We start from the raw sequence: 15,866 nt of genomic DNA, 5'->3' as shown, positions 1-15,866 counted from the left end.
TTTAAACGCCCCTTTCGGTTGATCAACCCTTATTTTACAAGGAATGTCGAAATAAATCTAGGAATACGGTATAATTCTTCCTGAGGTGAAGGTACAGTATGAAATCAGCTCCCGATTGGTTTATGTTTTTCATCATTTTCTGGGCGGTCGTAATGGTCGGCGCTATGGCCATCGGCGGTTTCTTCATGTTCCGCAAGTTTTTGAAGGTGCTGCCTCAGCGAGACGGCAAGTCTAAGCTGGACTGGCAAAACTACTGGGTCGAACGGAGCCGCAGCATGTGGACCGACGAATCAAAAGGATTTCTGGACGAGCTTGTCTCTCCCGTTCCGTCCGCATTCCGGGATATCGCCAAGCATTCCATTGCCGCGAAAATCGGTCAGGTCGCCATTGACAACGGAGCTTCGGAAGTAACGCGGGATCACTGCATCGAAGGATACATACGCGCAACGCCTAAGCGTGACTATCGAAGCCTTGTTTCTTTCCTGGAACGCAAGGGAATCGACTACGATCCCTATCGGCATTTGCTCAATAAATAAACAAAAGAGCAACGGGCTGCTTCAGTTACAGGGGCAGCCCATTGTTTAATCCTTATGAATAGTGTTTACAAATCTATTGGAACCTTAAACGGATTATTTCGTTATAAAACATATAAACAGCTTGTACACGGCTGTTTGTATGTTCATTCTTCAGCAAATGCTTTCAGGAGGTGCTTCTATGACAACTATGAAAACGAAAAAGAAGAGCAGCTTAATCGCGGCAAGCGCCGTATTGCTCGCGGTGATGATGACCGCATCGGCATGCGGTTCGGACAAAGCCAATTCAAACGGCAATGAACAAGGCTCGTCGGTTGAACAACCGGCCAACGCCTCTCCGGAGAACACAAGCAATAATACAACTGACAATAATACGGGAAATAGCCAGTCCGAAGGGCAAAACAACGGAGTGGCGGATACGGGAACGGCTTCGCCGGATACGGATGCAAGCGCAGCGCCCGATGACAGCGCCGTTAAGACAAACGAAGGCGTCTTTGTCGGACAAGCCGACACAACCTCGGTTGAAATCGACCTGCCGGATGGACCGATGGTGCTTCAATTTACGGACGATCTGACGGACAAAATTAACAGCATACCGCCGGACACAAAGGTACAGTTCGACTATACCGAAAAGGTCAGCGGCGATGTAACGCAATATTTCCTGAAGAAGCTCGAAGTCAAATCCTAATGAAGGACGGATGAACAATGCGCGTTGCGGTAACGGGAGGAACCGGCTTTGTTGGCCGGGCGCTGGTGAAGGCACTGCTTGAACGGGGCGATGAAGTTACTGTCGTATCCAGGAAAGGAACGGCTTCCGCTTCACCTCGGAATGCTAAGCTCCATCATATGACATGGGACGAGCTTGCCGCATCGCCTCAGCGGCTGGAGGGCACGGATATGATCGTAAATCTGGCCGGCGAAAGCATTAACCAGCGTTGGACGGAAGTTTCCAAGCAGCGTGTTCTTCAATCCCGGATAGTTGCCGCTTCGCGTATTGCCAAGCTTGTAACCGAACTAAACACCAAGCCGGAGGCCGTGATTAACGCCTCCGGCATTTCTGCATACGGCAACTCGTTAACGGCTACGTTTGCGGAAGACAGTCCGATGAAGGTAACCGACTTTTTGTCCGGCGTTGTGGAGCAGTGGGAGAAAGCTGCCGATTCCATTCCCGTAAAAAGGCTGGTTAAGCTGCGGGTAGGCGTCGTGCTTAACCGGACCGGCGGCGCGTTCCCCCTGATGAGTCTGCCTCACCGGCTATTCGCTGGGGGGCGGCTTGGAAGCGGTTCGCAATGGCTGTCGTGGATTCATCTGGAGGATCTGGTCCGGCTGATTTTGTTCTGCATGGATCACCGCGAAATTGAGGGGCCGGTAAATGCCTCGGCTCCCGAACCCGTTACGAACGACCGATTCGGACGCGCGTTAGGGAAGGCTATTGGACGACCGCATTGGCTGCCAACACCAGCCTTTCTGTTAAAGGCCGTACTCGGAGAAATGTCCTCCCTGCTTCTCGAAGGGCAACGCGCATTGCCTCGCAAAGCCTTGGAAAACGGCTTTGCGTTCAAATACCCGACGATCGAAAGCGCAATGAAGGAAATAAGCCAAACATAAAATAAAAGCAGAACAAGCCGAAGACGAGAGGTTAACCTCTCGTCTTCAATTCGTATTTGGGCCCGTTGCTGCCGGCCAGCTGAATAACATCCCCTGCGCTAAACGGATAGGACTTATACGGAATCATCACCTCGCCGTTCAACACGCTTCCGTTTCGCGATCCCAAATCCTTCGCGAGGTAAGCTCCGCCGTCCCGCGCAAGCTCCAGATGAAGCCTGGAAATGCCATGGGCTTCTTCCTCATAGCTAACCTGCTCTCCTAACCGGCCTATCGTAAACGTCTCATCCCGCCACTCGATCCAGGAACTGCCGCCTGCCCACTCCCGGTATAAGGCCGGCCCTTTCGGTCCGGCTGGGTCCATGTCCCTCTCTGCCAGCAGTACCGTCGCTTCCGCCATTGCCGTTTGGCTACGAAGATCAGCCGTATTGCCTGCATGGGGGTGGAGTTCCGTTTCCATTCGAATCACCGGTACCATCTCTTCATGCTCAATATCCTCATACCGCTGCCACATGCCTAGCGGCCGGGATTCCGGTACAAAATCCTCTTCTCCCTCTCCGTCCCCTTCCTTGGCAAGCAGTCCGGCCGGAAGCCTGCGCGACCAAACCATATAAAGAGCGGCTATTCCCATAAAGGTTAAGCCTAGGCATATATAAAGGCTGCTTCGGGAATGCGAGGATAAATAAATATATTTCCATACGCAAGCAACGGCTATGGCCACAACAGCTGCCGTTACCCATAATTTTTTTCTTGCCGCATCGGAATCCTGCTCCTCAAGCTCCACAAGCGGAATGTCTTGAGCGGTTGGTGCAGATGCCGCTCTTGCCGCAGGCTTTAAACCAGCAGCTCGCGGCTTTGCTTCGTAACTTGCCTTTGGCACGATATCGTCTGCTTCAACGTCAGCTAAAGCAACTGCCGGAAAAACGACGGGAATACGCTCCGGAGCCTGCTTCGGAGCTTGCTTCGGGCCTGCTTGGATAAAAGCATCCCCAATTAATCCGAGAAGAACGGATCTTAGCTCGGATAGAGGCCATTTGCTGCCGTTAAGCGTCTGCAAGATACGTTGGAGGCCCACTCCGTCAATATCCCGAATATACGCGGTCCACCTGACTACAAGAGAAAGCAGATCCCCTGCGCCTGATCCGCTGTCACGCAATCCGTCCTTTAAAGGCAGATAAGCAACGCAAATATCGTTCAACTGATCGCCTACAAACAAATATTGGTCATCAAGCAGACAGCCTTCGGGACGCAGCATATAATGCTTGCACTCCTCGAATGCTTCTACGACGCCAAGCAAAAGCGTATAAAATTGCTCCATCGAAAGCGGCTGGACCTGCAGGCGGTGCAGCAGCATTTTTCGCCCTGCCAGGGCATAACGGAAGGTGACACACCCGTCGATCTCCAGCCATTCGACTGGCAAGAGATGCGGAATTTTGCTCGACTGCAGCATCTGCAGCTCAAGCTCATCCAATTCATCCCGCACAATGCCTTCCTTCCGGTCAACAATCATTTCATGTCCTCGGTTCATGGAAAAATCTATTCTGAACGGCTGCCTCACGAATACTCCTCCTTTCGATTAACCCGATATCATCCATAAAGTTAAAGCTCCCGGGGCCACCGCCAGCATAAACGGAAAGGTCCGTCCATTTTTTGTCCATGCCAGCCACGAAGAAGCATTCGGCCGTCCTCCGAAACGAAGGGAAAAGAACGTATACATGCCCGCCGTCATTTTTCTGGCAAACGGTCTATGGAAAACTAGCAGGACTAGTCCCACCAGCCCCGCGTACAAGATGGCGTACATCATAAGCTGGAGCACGGCCAATGCGCCAAGCCAAGCTCCCAGTGCAGCAAACAGCTTAACATCACCCGCGCCGATTCCTTTTGCCAAATGAAGAATCAGCAGCGGGACAAATCCTGCCGCCGCACCGTAGACGGCGAGCAAAAGTCCGTAACCCCCACCGGCGAACAAGGCATAGACACATCCTCCTGCCAGAAAAGGAACCGTAAGCAGATTAGGAATAGTCATCGATTTCAAATCGGTATACAATGCGGCAAGCAAGAGCAGTCCTGCAGCCAAAAGCTGTATCGTCATGACGGAGAGTCCTCCTTCTTTGTTACGTTAAAATGCATCGACACCGTTTCTCCAGACGCCGAGGTTGCGGTTAATTCCCAGGTTCCCGGAGTCGTATTGCCGGACACCAGCCATGTCCATTGCACATAACCGTTTGCATCCGCCGTTGCGCTGCCAAGATGCTTTGCCGTGCTTGTGCCGCTTTTATAATTGACCGTAAGCGAGGCTGAAGCACCCGGAGAGGTTAATGCTATAACGGTTGCTTTGTTCCCGGGATGCAGCGGAACCGGCTGAATGGAAACGATCTGGATAGGCGTTACGTCAGCAGCGACGGTATCTTCCTTCGCAGGCGCCGCATCGCTGACCCAAACCCGTTCGGATGCCTGCTCTCGCAATACGATCTTTCTGTTTAAGAACGGCAAAGATAAAGGAAACTCGTATTCCGCTTCAATTGTCAAATATGGCTCCTGTTTTTCCTTCAGATCCGGCAAGGACAGATGGGATAGGCCCAAGCGCTCCTTTTCCAGCACCGCTTCATCCGCGAATTGCCGAAGCAGCGGCTCGACGGCAGTCCTCCCCAGCTCGGTAGCCGCCGCATCCGTGACCGGCTGCCAGTTTCCTTCTAGAGCCGCCGAAGCTAACGCGTCTGCGGGCGCCGGCAGCCACCCGGCCGCCTCCTTCGCTATTGCTCCTCCCCAATCCGGCAGCTTCAGACCGATAGAACCAAAATCGGGAATGGAAGAGGAAGCTTTTTGAAAGGTTAGGTCGGCTGGGCGAATATGCGTCGCAATCTGCCGGACCGTCTGGGACGCTGCCGATTGAAGGGCCATTTGCACGGCGCATAAGCGGATCATCGTAATGAACAGCAGCAGGATCATCAGGAGCAGCGGCATGACAAGCGCCGCCTCAAGCACCATGCTGCCGTTCTCGCCGCCCCCGGCTTTTCCACGCCGCCTAATAAGACCAGCCAATCGTTTGAACGGTTTCATACTTGCCGCCAACAACCTTTCCTTGCAAGGATCCAAAATGCTGGACGATGTCCATCACGCCCGGTAAAAACCACAGCCTGGCAGAGGCCTTTATTTCTCCCGTTAAAGCAGTCGGAACCTTGGACAAAGTAACCCCGAAGTTATGTTCAATAACGGCAATCATCCTGGCTAAAGCGGAAGGCTGGTTGGCGCCCCCGTGGACCAGCATGAACAACCGCAGGTAATCCGTGTAGGCAACATCCACGTTTATATATTTAGATAACGGAGCCGCTCCGCGTTCGGTAAAAGCGGCCATATCCTCCATTGTTTTTTCCAGGCCGTATGCAACCGAACATGACAAAATCAGGAGGGGATGGGCGGCGGCCCGGCAGGCAGACAACCCTTCCATCGTCCGGATCGCCATTCTAACGCCGATTAATTCGCCATAGGCGGCAGCCAAATTCGCCGTTGGACTATGAAACCCGTAAATGACATATTCCGCTTCCTGATTGCTGAATGCGACGGCATGGGCAAGCTCGTTCGTATCGCCGCTTGTAAGCAATGCCCTCAGATTTTGCGGCGCAAATGAAGCAAAATGCGAAACCGTATATTCCGATAAATAGACGGAGTCTCTGGTTTGCTCCAGCATATCGGCAATGCCGCCAAACAAACCGCTCATGGCGGATGCCGCTTCTTCCGCCTCCTCATGCGCATCCTGCGCGAGGGCAAGCCCTTCCGCCTCGGCGCCGGCTGCTTCCTGATTGAATAAAAGATTGTTCTTATATCGCTTTTCGATATCCTGAATGACTTGAAGATGTTCCTCGCTCTGGGGAACCGATGTCATTCCGTGAAGCAAGCGGCGAGCTTGGGACCATAGCTCCCCCGCCTTTGCCTCTTGTGCCTGGCGTTCTTTTTTCAGCTCCTTATCGGTCAGCTTCTGCTCCCGCTCGTCGAGACTTGAGCCTTTGCGCACGTAAGCCGCTTCATACTGCTCATAAGCCATTCGAAGATTAACGGCTCCCTCCTTGATCTGCTCGTTGGAGAGATTGGGAACGGCAAGGCCCGCTGTCAGATTGGTAATAAAGCCTCCTGCTTCCATTTGCAGTGAAGCAAACACCGTGGCTTGATCCGCAATCTCCCCGTTATATTCGGCAAACCAACCGTCCGGCAAAATAAGCTCATCTGCCAGCTTCCGGATCTCCTGCATATCGTTTTCCGGCGCGGTATCCATGACAGGGGTAACGGGATCGACACCCGCGACATTTTTGCCGGTTACGCGGTCATAACTGCTGTTAGAAGGAGCATTTGCCGTATCCTGTTTGATGCGCTGCATGTCCGCGTTAACCTGCTTAGCCTCGTTGATTGCTTTGACCGCTTCCTGCTGCAGCTTATCATGCTGCTTCCTGGCCTTATCAAGCTCCTTGGACATACCGTCAGTCCAACCTCTCGCTTTTTCCGCGTAAGCCTCGATTTGATCCGAATATTTCGGTTTCTTGCCCTGCTGAACCAGCTGTTGGTCGGTCATGACCCAATTCGCATACTGGGCGTAATCGCCGGCAAGCCTAGCGGCATTCTCGGTGCCCGTGGCGAGCTCCAGCGCTTTGGTCGGAATAAGGCCCGCTATGCCGCCTACGGTTTCCGCGGTCTGGCGTTGCAGCTGCAAAGCTGCAGCCAGCTTTTCCTCCCGTTTGTCATACAGCTTCCGAAGCTCCTCCAGCATATTAACCGTAACGGTTGCTTCCTTCATTGCTCCGGAAAGCGGGGCAAACTTGGAGGCCAGCTCCAAGGCGAAATCGACCGGAGCTTTATATTTCATCTCTTCCAGTACCTGACGGGAAAACACCTCGTGCTTTCCCAATACTTCCGCGTTATCGATATGCGCCGATTGGAGCTCAGCCTGTACCAGCTTAAAGGTCCCCTTCTGCCGGGAGGATGTTCCCAAATTCGCCTGAACCGTCTGTTCATAAATGTCATTGCTGTCCGTCCCTCCCCGTCCAAACAGCCCATACCGTTCATACAGCCGATTATCGTAAGCGGAAAGAGCGGAACGGACGCCGGATCTGGCAGCATCCTCCGTAACCTTGTGCAATACCGCCATTCTTGCGTAATCGATGAGTACCGCGGAGAATAGAAGCAGACCCGACAATACAACCGCCGAAAATATCGTTATCGAACCGTAAGATGTCGATGGCTTATTCACGGCTTGCCTGCTTTCCCGCCGCCGCTATATGCCGTTAGCGCTTTTCCGGCCTGCTGCTTCGACGTTCCGCTGCTGAATTTGGCGGTGTAATACCGCACCGTATCGACATCCCGGATAAACTGAACCGGATCAACGATGCTGGCCGCAGCAACCGTCTTGGGCTCGGACAGCCCGAGCGTAAGCTCAAGCGGAGCAAGCGACACCGGCTGCATCAGCTTTACCGATACTTCCCGCTTGAGCAGGCTGTTCGCGTAAGCGATACTCCCTTGAAACGGCAGCTCCGCATCGCCTGTAAGCCAAGCCGATGCTGAATGCAGCTTCGTGCCTGCAAGCTCCAGCTTATCCGTATCCCGCGCCCCCGGCAGTTCCAAGGTTACATCCGTCTGGTCAGCCGTTATTCCAAACAACGAGCCAAGCATGAAATCCCCGCTGACCCGCCAGTACAAGCCGTCATACTGACCGGTTGTCAGCATCCCGTTACGGGCATTGCGGTGACTGTTATCCCAGCTGAACGAAGCCCGTTCCGCCGTCTCGGAGGCGGAATAATAGAGCACCGCTTTCTGATAGATATACATGCTGAATAAGAGAAACATAAGAATAAGCAGAAAGATAACCGGGAACACCAGCGCGGATTCCAGCGTAAAACTCCCTTCCGTTTGGCATAGCCATTGCGGCAAGCTGCGTTTTCGGTTAGTTGGAGAAAATTTTGTCCGCTTCATCATCGGCTTTTCCCATTAGCTTCTCTATTAACTGGATAATCCAATCTTTAAATAGAAGAGCAATAATAATAACAACCGCAATAATCAGAATCACTTCAAGCGTCCCTAGACCGCTTTCCGAGCGCCAGAAGGAACGGACGGCTTTACCTAACTTTTTCAACATAGTAAACATCCTCTCTATTCATTGATTTAAAGGTTCAAGACATGAGCAGCATCGCCGGAGCCGCAACAAATACCATTAACACTAGCAATATGCCCACTAGCGGAAAAACAAGCTTGGAGGAAGCCTCTTCCCCGCGGGAACGGGCAACCGCCTTGCGTTTCTCCCATAAGGAGTAAGAGATTTCCCTTAAAGCAAGGACAAATTGATCGCCGCCCCTGCGGTAATTAAGCAGCATGACCGTAGTAAAAATAGATACCTCCTGAACGGCGCAGCCCCGGTTGAACCGCTCAAGCGCCGTACTGAAGGACTCCCCGTTCCTCAAGGCGATAACCACTCTGTCCCACTCTTTATATAAAGGCTGCGCAGCCGGATCTTTCCCATCCAGGCAGCGGGAGAACGCCTGCAGTACCGGTTCCCCCGCGCCAACAAGCAGCATCAGCTTGCTAAGCGCTTCCGGCAGCTCGGAAACAATGGCCTGTTTTCTTCGTTCAACCAGCCGGCCTGCTTCCATAAAAGGTTTGACCGGAAGCAGCATGCCTATCAGCACGCCAATCCCGATAAGCAGCGGCTCCTTCGCCAGCACGGCCAGAAGAGTGCAGCCGCACAACACGGCATAGCTGAAACCCGTAGTTTCCGCTATATGCTGCTTTGTCAGATTCAACTGCCAATCCGTGCCCTTCAGGATAATCTGCTTCGAATGGTAGCTGCTGAGCGGAAGCTGCAGATGCTCGTAAAGCTTCCCGCGTTCCAGCAGCCGGTCAAAGGGTCTAACGAGCAATAATCCCTTCCAATCCGGTTGTCCCTTCTTCAGAAGCTGCGCCAATCCGTCCCTCCCTATAAGCAGTCCCCAAAACAGCAGCAAGAGCAGTACAAGAAAAGCCATTCCACGCCTCCTACACGCGTATTTGCATAATCCGATGGATCAGCCAGAAACAAAAGGACAATACGGCAAGGCCGATGGTCAGCAGGACATATCCCCCTCCCCCGTACAAGGGTTTCATGTAATCGGGGGCAAAAGCGCTTAGAAAACCGAGGAAGGCAAAAGGAACAGCCATCATAATTCGCGCTTCAAAACGCTTTTGCGCAAGCAATACGGAAATTTCCTGTTTGACCTCAAGCTTTTCGCCGATCGTCTGCGAGGTCCGTTTCATCACTTCAACCAGATCCCCTCCGGAGCGTTTGCATACCGCAAACACGTCGGCGAATTGCGTAATATCGTCCAGGTGGGCACGCTTTGCCAGGCTGCGCAGCGCCTGTTCAAGCGGTTCCGCGTTATCGAGGCGATACTTGATAATCTGGAATTCGAGCAGAAGCTCCGTATTCGGGTCCGGGTACAGCAGCTTGAGATCGTCAATCGTTGCCAAAAAAGCATTCTCCACCGATCGGCCGGCCGCCAGCGATGAGGCTAAGGAATACAAGGCCTCTTTGAATTGCAGCTGGAGCCTTTCCTTCCGCCGGGCAAGCAGGAATGACTTGTACAGTCTTGGAGCAATCAGGCCTCCAGCGGCAAACAAACCGGATACGATAAAGGAATGGTAGATGAGGTAGACGGCAGCGAAAACAATGACGAAGCCAACAGCCGCCGATCCCATAAACTGCTTATATGACAGCTGGTACTCGTTATAGTTCTGAAGCGGCTTAACATTGGTTGGCAGCTTTATGCGCCGGCCGCCAGCCCGAAATGACGAGTCCCAACCGCACCATTCCAGTATCGTCCGCACTTTTGCCGCTAGAGGCGCAGCTCGAATTACGGGCATATCGTTACCTCCTCCGCAAGCTTAATTCCGGCCATCCTCAGCTTATCGGTATGACAGAGCTTATAATCGGTGCGCTTAAGCGTGCCGATCACTCTCCCGCCTTCCTCGCCTTCCTCTTCAAATTGGAAAAGCGGCCGGACCTCAATCTCTCCATCCTCCATCCCGACGATCTCGCAAATTTCCGTCACGCGGCGGGAACGGTCCCTGAAGCGCGACAGATGGATCACAATATCCAGAGCCGAAGCGATTTGCTTGCGGATGGCCTGAACCGGCATTTCCGCCGCGCTCATCACCATCGTTTCCAGCCGGGACATCATGTCCCTGGAACCGTTGCTATGACCGGTGGACATGCTGCCCGCATGGCCCGTGTTCATAGCCGCCAGCATATCCAAAGCCTCTCCGCCGCGTACCTCCCCAACAATAATGCGGTTAGGACGCATCCGAAGCGACGCCCGAATCAGATCGCGAATCGCAATCTCCCCTTTCCCTTCGGTATTGGCATTCCGCGTCTCAAGGGAAACAAGGTTAGGAACGCTCCGGATTTGCAATTCGGCGGAATCTTCAATCGTGACTAAGCGTTCATCCCGGGGAATGTATTGGGAAAGAGCATTAAGAAAAGTTGTTTTTCCCGTCCCGGTACCGCCGCTAATAAAAATGTTGTATTGCGCCCTCGTAAGCTGCTGTAAAAAAAACGCCGCTTCCCCGGTTAAGGCTCCCTTCGCCACAAGCTCGTCCATCGTCAGCGGCTGTTCCGGAAATTTACGGATCGTCATCGCCGGCCCCCTTAACGCAACAGGCGGCAATACGATATGGACGCGTGAGCCGTCCTTGAGACGGGCGTCTACAATCGGAGAAGATTCATTTACGACCCGGTTTACGCTTGCGACAATGGACTGGATCAAATCCTCCAGTCTCTCCCTGCTCTCGAAAGCAACAGGCAACAGACTAAGCCGGCCGCTTCGTTCGATAAAGATCTCCGAATGATGGTTGATCATAACTTCCGTTACCGTCGGGTCCTCCATAAGAGGCTGTAAAATATCAAGCCCCCGAAACGAATGAAACAGGCGCCGAACGAGCGAAGCCAGCTCCGAAGCGGTTAAAGGGGGACTGCTGCTCCAGGAAAATACGGTTTGCTCCACGATTGCGGTTAGCTGTTCGTCCGTTACCGAGCCTGAGTAATCAAGCCGGTCCTTAATCCGGGTTTTTAATTCAAGGACCGCTTCATCCGTTAGCAATTGGCGCACCCCCTTCCTCCTTGACCAGCTGCTGGTATAGCCTTTCCACTGCTGCCATATACGGAGGCGACGCAAGAACAGCGGTTGCTCCCCTGCCCATTGCGGCCGTATCCGGAAGGAAAGCACAAGCCGGCTTGAATATGCTCCGTCTCGAATGCAGTTGGCCTTCACTGCGGTTGACGACTAGTTGCAGCCTTGGCTCCAGCAAGCGGAAACGCTCCCCGAAACGCTGCACGCCGTACTGATAGGCCAGCTGGCTCTTGCGCTGAACAGCCGGATCCTCCGTTACCAGCCAGATCACTTCGTGGCTTAGCTCCAGTACGGACAAGTGCAGCTCATCCAGCCCTTCGTCCAGATCGATAACAATCAGATCGTATTGTCCGTTTGCCGCGATCGCCCGTACTATGGCATCCGCATCCGAGGCTTGAAGCGTCAAACGGTCTTCCGGATTCGAACAAGGCAACAGATAATCCGCGCGCAAAAGCGCATGCCGCTTACTGTGCCGCCCAAGCCACTCTCCAACCCTGTCGGGATGCGATTGGAGAATGTATAGCAGCTGGGACAAGCCCTCATCTCCATGTACCGCCCCGGACTCCAGCCACGTATCCACCGCATTCCAGCGCTCCAGGTTGAGATAAAATATTCGCTGCCCTCTGCTCGCTGCCGTATGAATAAGCTGTCTGGCCAGCGTTGTTTTTCCTACTCCGCCGGATGCTGAATAAACGGCAATGACTTGAACGGATTGCTCTCTGGCAGACGCCTGCGAAACAGGCGCCATTAAGGAAGCCATCCTCTGCAATAGACCCGGCAGCGCCTGATATTGAAGCAGTTCATGATAAAGCGGGAGCTGGCCCGGCGCAGCAACCAGCGCAGCAACCGGAACTCCCTCGGGCAATATACCGGCAGCGGCCTCCAGCATATAAGGCTGTGCAGCAATTCCGTGTACCGGATAACCTGACTTCAGAAACTGTACAAACGCTTCCGCATGAGTGAAGGCCGTCAGCTGCCACATTTCGCCGAACGGGCTGTTTCGCACGTAATCGGCCAGTCTTCTTACATAATCCTGCTCCTTGACCGCAATCACTAATTGATGTCTCACCTGCCTGCTCCTGCCTTTCTTCTTCCGGCAAACGCAAAAAAGCACCGTAAAAGGCGCAGTTTACCTGCGGCCTTCTACGGTGCTTCCGTATGTGTGCCGATTCCATTTATTGCATAAATATTACCACTATATCCAAATGTCCGTCAACTAAAATTGTTTAAAAAGAAAGAAAAACATTTTTGTTCAGATAGATACATTTTGTATCAAACATGCTATAATTAGAAACGTAACGTATCTCATACATAGGGAGATACTCCAACACGCGAGAGGAGGTGACAGTATGAAAAAAGTATGGGAAGCACCAACTTTGGAAGTGCTCGACGTAAAAATGACTTTCGATGGTGATGTTGAGGTTAACTCGATCACAACATTCCACGGCAGCCACAGACAATAATTCTGTTCACCTCCTATAACAAAGAAACCCGTCTCCAGCGAGCTGGAAACGGGTTTTTTACATTCTACCCGTTTAAGCCCTTAAGCACAAAAAAGCCAACGCTTAAGCGTTGGCCTCGGTCTGATAGCTTAACAGCTTCCTGAAGGTTCCTCTCGTTTCCATCGACAGCTGCATATAGCCCCCTTGCTGCACGATTTCGCCATTATCCAGTACGATGACCTGATCCGCATGCCGGATGGTAGACAGCCTGTGGGCAATAACGATGATGGTCATCGTTCCTCTCAGCCGGTCCAGCGCTTCCTTTATCTGAACCTCGTTCTCACTGTCGAGCGCGCTGGTCGCCTCATCCAATACCAGAATTGAAGGCTTCCTTAGAACTGCCCGCGCCAGCACGATTCGCTGCCGCTCTCCGCCGGACAAGCGAATACCGCGATCTCCGATAACGGTATCCAGACCTGCGGGAAGCTTGCGGACGAATTCATCGGAGGAGGAGAAACGGAGCGCCTCCCACATCTGATCCTCAGATGCATCCGGAACAACAAGCTGCAGGTTTTCTCGCAATGTGCCATGGAACAGGAAAGGCTCCTGCGCCACATAACCGATAGAATGCCGGTATGCCAATAACCTTTCTTCCGTCAGATGCTTGCCGTCTACAAGCACCTCTCCAGCTTCCGGCTCGATTAATCCCATGAGCATGTCTACGAAAGTGCTTTTGCCGGCTCCGGATTTTCCAACGATCGCGGTCATTTGATTAACCGGTATCGAAACATCAATGTTGCGCAATGCAAGCCGCGAGGAGGACATATCATAGCGATAGCTTACATTCGCGCAAGTAATGCCGTCTTTTATCCGAAGAGGCTCTATCCGGCCTGCTTCCCGCAGCAGAATCGACTCCCGTGCATTTCGGCTCTCCATCTGCAGCTCGGTCAGCACCTGCATGGCGGGAAGCTGCGACATCATACGTTCCAGACTGGACTGGATCGTGATAAACCTCGGCCACAAACGGGTAAAAATGAGCACAACCAGCAAAAGCTGCTCTGGTGCGACCTTTAGAAGCTTGATCGAAACGTAAGCAAATACGGCAATCAGAACAACGGAGGAAGCGCGGTATAGAAATTGGGAATTGGCATACACCCGGTATGCTCTTACGTAGTTCGCCTCAATCTTCCCGCATAGTTCCATAAACTTGCGTATATGCGAGTATTCGAGCAAGTTGCTCTTCAAATCCTTGATGCCGTTGAAATGATCGCTCAAGCCAGCAAAATAACTCTGGAACAGCTTGGTGGATTCCTTTCCCAGCTTGGCGGATTTCCGCACAAACTTTCGCGAAATCAGAGATAGCAACAGCCCGCTGGCTATAATAATCGAAGTAAGAGTTGGGGACAGCCACATCGCAAAGCCAACCTGGATCAGGGTGAAAGCAGCCGCTGACACTAACGACAGCAGCATGTTGATGCCGTTGCTTACCCGGTTAAGCTCTGTCGACAATACCTGGTTAAAGTCGGAATTCCGGCGATTTATAAAGAACTCCCACTTGGCCTTCAATAAAGATTCGTGCGTCTCGATTCTAAGCTTTTTAATATAACGCTGTTCGATTTGTATGCCTAATATCATTTGATTCCGCTGCAGCAATGCCTGCCCTCCCACGAGCAGAACATACAGAAGAAGAATGATTGGCAGATTAAGCGGTATGCGGGATTGCTGCAGCTTCTCCATCGCGGCAGAGACAAAGGGAATCGCGCCAACATCCATATCAAAGGCGCCAATTAAGCTAAGCAGCGGGATGATCAGGAAGATGCCGATTCCCTCAAGGCAGCTGACAAGCAGCATTAGCACCAGATGAAGATACAACCTTTTGCCAGAGGAGGCATAAAGCTTTCGGACCAAGAGGAGTATCTCTTTCACGAAGAGGCCTCCTCTTTAGGCGCTTGCCGCTTCACCTGCCGCCAGAACCATAGGAATGGACGAAGGGGAAAGTATAAAAAGTGCAGCGAACGGGGCAAAGGCAGCACGCTCATATCCTTCGAGCTCGGATATAGCTTGTTGGTCACATAAAGCATTTTCTGCCGGGGACTCATCGTTGCCAGCAAATAACGGTTGAAGAGCACCGCAATGTCTTTGCGCTCCGGTTTTGGATATAGGATTAATTCCTCCCTGATAAAAGGAAGCACCATTCGCGCGAGCCGCATTGCCTTTGGTTCAAGCGTCATAACATGAGCTTCCTCCGGAAGCAGGGTTCCAAGCAGCTGCGTAGCCAGCAAGAACGCCTCTCCTCCAAGCATTCGGTTTCCGCTCCCGTCGAACAGTTGGTTTGTTCGGTTCCAATTCAGGAATTGGTTCATCATCCGGTCAATATCTAGGAGCCACTTCAAAGATGACCAGCCATGCCGCGTTCCATGCAAAATCAGATAAACCAACAAGTCTTCATTGCCAAGCGTAAATACCGATTTGTGCAGGGAACTCGCCTGCCGGCGCGCCCACAATTCTTCAAAGGAAGGTTCGATCACGGTATCCGGATTGAGGCTCCAATGCAGTTCCACTTCAATATTTTTCTCCCGGTGGATGTAAGAGACATGATGCGTTTTCCGTTCGGTATTGTTTAATACCTCTTCCTCTTCATACTGCTCCGCAAGAATGTAACCGGCTGACAGCAATTGCTGCACGCTGGCGTCCCAGTCCCGCTTATCGACCAGAATGTCCAGGTCACCGGAGGTACGTCCGGAAACATCGCCGTACAGCATGGCGGCAAGCACGGGACCTTTCAAAAACAAGGACCTGACTCCCCGTTCATTGAGCAGCCCGTTAACGCGTTCCATTTCCCCGCGCAGCTGAAGCATCATCATCGTATTGCGCGTATATAGAGCCCGCAATCTGGCCATAACGAATTCAGGAAGCCACTGCTGCTTGGCATTGAGTTGAACAAGCAAAGGATAAACGATCGGATAAGTCTCGTGATAAACGGCAAAACGGAGAAATAACGGCCAATCCAGTTCATGGGCGAGCAGTACAGCCTCTTCCGCTTCCAATTTATTGTCACTGCGCAGCAATCGCAGCAAAAAACGCAGTTCGTTTGAAAAAGAGCTTATATCCAGCACCCAAGATTGACTCATCTCTATTCTCCC

16 protein-coding genes are annotated in these 15,866 nt (G+C 52.4%); 4 read left to right on the top strand and 12 right to left on the bottom strand.

Annotated features, from left to right (window positions below; genetic code table 11):
* Positions 1-98: 98 nt before the first annotated feature.
* From CFI03_RS17515 to CFI03_RS17505, 3 genes are all read left to right on the top strand, one after another.
* Complete coding sequence (locus CFI03_RS17515; protein ID WP_015842874.1) at positions 99-536, top strand: DUF2621 domain-containing protein; 438 nt, start codon at positions 99-101, stop codon at positions 534-536.
* Between the two features lie 178 nt (positions 537-714).
* Positions 715-1,221, top strand: a complete 507-nt coding sequence (locus tag CFI03_RS17510; RefSeq protein WP_201006287.1) for a hypothetical protein — start codon at positions 715-717, stop codon at positions 1,219-1,221.
* A gap of 17 nt (positions 1,222-1,238) precedes the next feature.
* Positions 1,239-2,141, top strand: a complete 903-nt coding sequence (locus tag CFI03_RS17505; RefSeq protein WP_248758221.1) for a TIGR01777 family oxidoreductase — start codon at positions 1,239-1,241, stop codon at positions 2,139-2,141.
* Positions 2,142-2,172: 31 nt separating this feature from the next.
* On the opposite strand, the gene CFI03_RS17500 is transcribed toward CFI03_RS17505, so the two are convergent.
* The 10 genes from CFI03_RS17500 to CFI03_RS17455 are packed head-to-tail and all read right to left on the bottom strand — an operon-like array spanning position 2,173 to position 12,350.
* Positions 2,173-3,696 carry a DUF6382 domain-containing protein gene (locus tag CFI03_RS17500; protein ID WP_248758220.1) on the bottom strand — a complete coding sequence of 508 codons (1,524 nt, stop codon included), beginning with the start codon at positions 3,694-3,696 and terminating at the stop codon, positions 2,173-2,175.
* An 18-nt stretch (positions 3,697-3,714) separates the two neighbouring features.
* Positions 3,715-4,230, bottom strand: a complete 516-nt coding sequence (locus CFI03_RS17495) for an A24 family peptidase (RefSeq protein WP_248758219.1) — start codon at positions 4,228-4,230, stop codon at positions 3,715-3,717.
* Entirely contained in the window at positions 4,227-5,198 is a 972-nt protein-coding gene (locus CFI03_RS17490; RefSeq protein ID WP_248758218.1) for a TadE/TadG family type IV pilus assembly protein, read from the bottom strand. The genes CFI03_RS17495 and CFI03_RS17490 overlap by 4 nt, the downstream gene beginning before the upstream one ends.
* Entirely contained in the window at positions 5,164-7,377 is a 2,214-nt protein-coding gene (locus tag CFI03_RS17485; protein ID WP_248758217.1) for a hypothetical protein, read from the bottom strand. Before CFI03_RS17485 ends, CFI03_RS17490 begins: the two co-directional genes overlap by 35 nt.
* Positions 7,374-8,099, bottom strand: coding sequence for a TadE/TadG family type IV pilus assembly protein (locus CFI03_RS17480; RefSeq protein ID WP_248758216.1), 726 nt, complete (start codon positions 8,097-8,099; stop codon positions 7,374-7,376). Before CFI03_RS17480 ends, CFI03_RS17485 begins: the two co-directional genes overlap by 4 nt.
* Positions 8,068-8,259 carry a Flp1 family type IVb pilin gene (locus CFI03_RS17475; RefSeq protein ID WP_127490866.1) on the bottom strand — a complete coding sequence of 64 codons (192 nt, stop codon included), beginning with the start codon at positions 8,257-8,259 and terminating at the stop codon, positions 8,068-8,070. Before CFI03_RS17475 ends, CFI03_RS17480 begins: the two co-directional genes overlap by 32 nt.
* A gap of 34 nt (positions 8,260-8,293) precedes the next feature.
* A complete protein-coding gene (locus tag CFI03_RS17470) occupies positions 8,294-9,142 on the bottom strand; it encodes a type II secretion system F family protein (protein WP_248758215.1) in 849 nt (282 codons plus the stop codon).
* Positions 9,143-9,152: 10 nt separating this feature from the next.
* Positions 9,153-10,016, bottom strand: coding sequence for a type II secretion system F family protein (locus CFI03_RS17465; protein WP_248758214.1), 864 nt, complete (start codon positions 10,014-10,016; stop codon positions 9,153-9,155).
* The gene (locus tag CFI03_RS17460) at positions 10,007-11,260 is read right to left on the bottom strand and encodes a TadA family conjugal transfer-associated ATPase (RefSeq protein WP_248758213.1); all 1,254 of its coding nucleotides are present in this window, start codon (positions 11,258-11,260) and stop codon (positions 10,007-10,009) included. Before CFI03_RS17460 ends, CFI03_RS17465 begins: the two co-directional genes overlap by 10 nt.
* A complete protein-coding gene (locus tag CFI03_RS17455; RefSeq protein WP_248758212.1) occupies positions 11,238-12,350 on the bottom strand; it encodes a P-loop NTPase family protein in 1,113 nt (370 codons plus the stop codon). Before CFI03_RS17455 ends, CFI03_RS17460 begins: the two co-directional genes overlap by 23 nt.
* A gap of 280 nt (positions 12,351-12,630) precedes the next feature.
* Between CFI03_RS17455 and CFI03_RS17450 the strand changes: the two genes are divergently transcribed.
* Positions 12,631-12,744, top strand: coding sequence for a paeninodin family lasso peptide (locus CFI03_RS17450; RefSeq protein ID WP_164775344.1), 114 nt, complete (start codon positions 12,631-12,633; stop codon positions 12,742-12,744).
* A 102-nt stretch (positions 12,745-12,846) separates the two neighbouring features.
* On the opposite strand, the gene CFI03_RS17445 is transcribed toward CFI03_RS17450, so the two are convergent.
* Together CFI03_RS17445 and CFI03_RS17440 are read right to left on the bottom strand one after the other, a co-directional pair.
* On the bottom strand, positions 12,847-14,649 hold the full coding sequence (locus CFI03_RS17445; protein WP_248758211.1) for an ABC transporter ATP-binding protein: 1,803 nt from the start codon (positions 14,647-14,649) through the stop codon (positions 12,847-12,849).
* Entirely contained in the window at positions 14,646-15,854 is a 1,209-nt protein-coding gene (locus CFI03_RS17440; protein WP_248758210.1) for a nucleotidyltransferase domain-containing protein, read from the bottom strand. The genes CFI03_RS17445 and CFI03_RS17440 overlap by 4 nt, the downstream gene beginning before the upstream one ends.
* Positions 15,855-15,866: the final 12 nt, after the last annotated feature.

Source organism: Paenibacillus sp. ATY16, from assembly GCF_003399985.2.
Taxonomy (GTDB): domain Bacteria; phylum Bacillota; class Bacilli; order Paenibacillales; family Paenibacillaceae; genus Pristimantibacillus; species Pristimantibacillus glycanilyticus.
Note: the sequence above shows the minus strand (reverse complement) of the source record. Positions and strands in the feature narration are given on the sequence as shown.

Coding starts and splice junctions, on each gene's coding strand:
- CFI03_RS17515 (WP_015842874.1), top strand. CDS start 99: ATGAAATCAGCTCCCGATTGGTTTATGTTTTTCATCATTTTCTGGGCG.
- CFI03_RS17510 (WP_201006287.1), top strand. CDS start 715: ATGACAACTATGAAAACGAAAAAGAAGAGCAGCTTAATCGCGGCAAGC.
- CFI03_RS17505 (WP_248758221.1), top strand. CDS start 1,239: ATGCGCGTTGCGGTAACGGGAGGAACCGGCTTTGTTGGCCGGGCGCTG.
- CFI03_RS17495 (WP_248758219.1), bottom strand. CDS start 4,230: ATGACGATACAGCTTTTGGCTGCAGGACTGCTCTTGCTTGCCGCATTG.
- CFI03_RS17490 (WP_248758218.1), bottom strand. CDS start 5,198: ATGAAACCGTTCAAACGATTGGCTGGTCTTATTAGGCGGCGTGGAAAA.
- CFI03_RS17480 (WP_248758216.1), bottom strand. CDS start 8,099: ATGATGAAGCGGACAAAATTTTCTCCAACTAACCGAAAACGCAGCTTG.
- CFI03_RS17475 (WP_127490866.1), bottom strand. CDS start 8,259: ATGTTGAAAAAGTTAGGTAAAGCCGTCCGTTCCTTCTGGCGCTCGGAA.
- CFI03_RS17470 (WP_248758215.1), bottom strand. CDS start 9,142: ATGGCTTTTCTTGTACTGCTCTTGCTGCTGTTTTGGGGACTGCTTATA.
- CFI03_RS17465 (WP_248758214.1), bottom strand. CDS start 10,016: ATGCCCGTAATTCGAGCTGCGCCTCTAGCGGCAAAAGTGCGGACGATA.
- CFI03_RS17450 (WP_164775344.1), top strand. CDS start 12,631: ATGAAAAAAGTATGGGAAGCACCAACTTTGGAAGTGCTCGACGTAAAA.
- CFI03_RS17440 (WP_248758210.1), bottom strand. CDS start 15,854: ATGAGTCAATCTTGGGTGCTGGATATAAGCTCTTTTTCAAACGAACTG.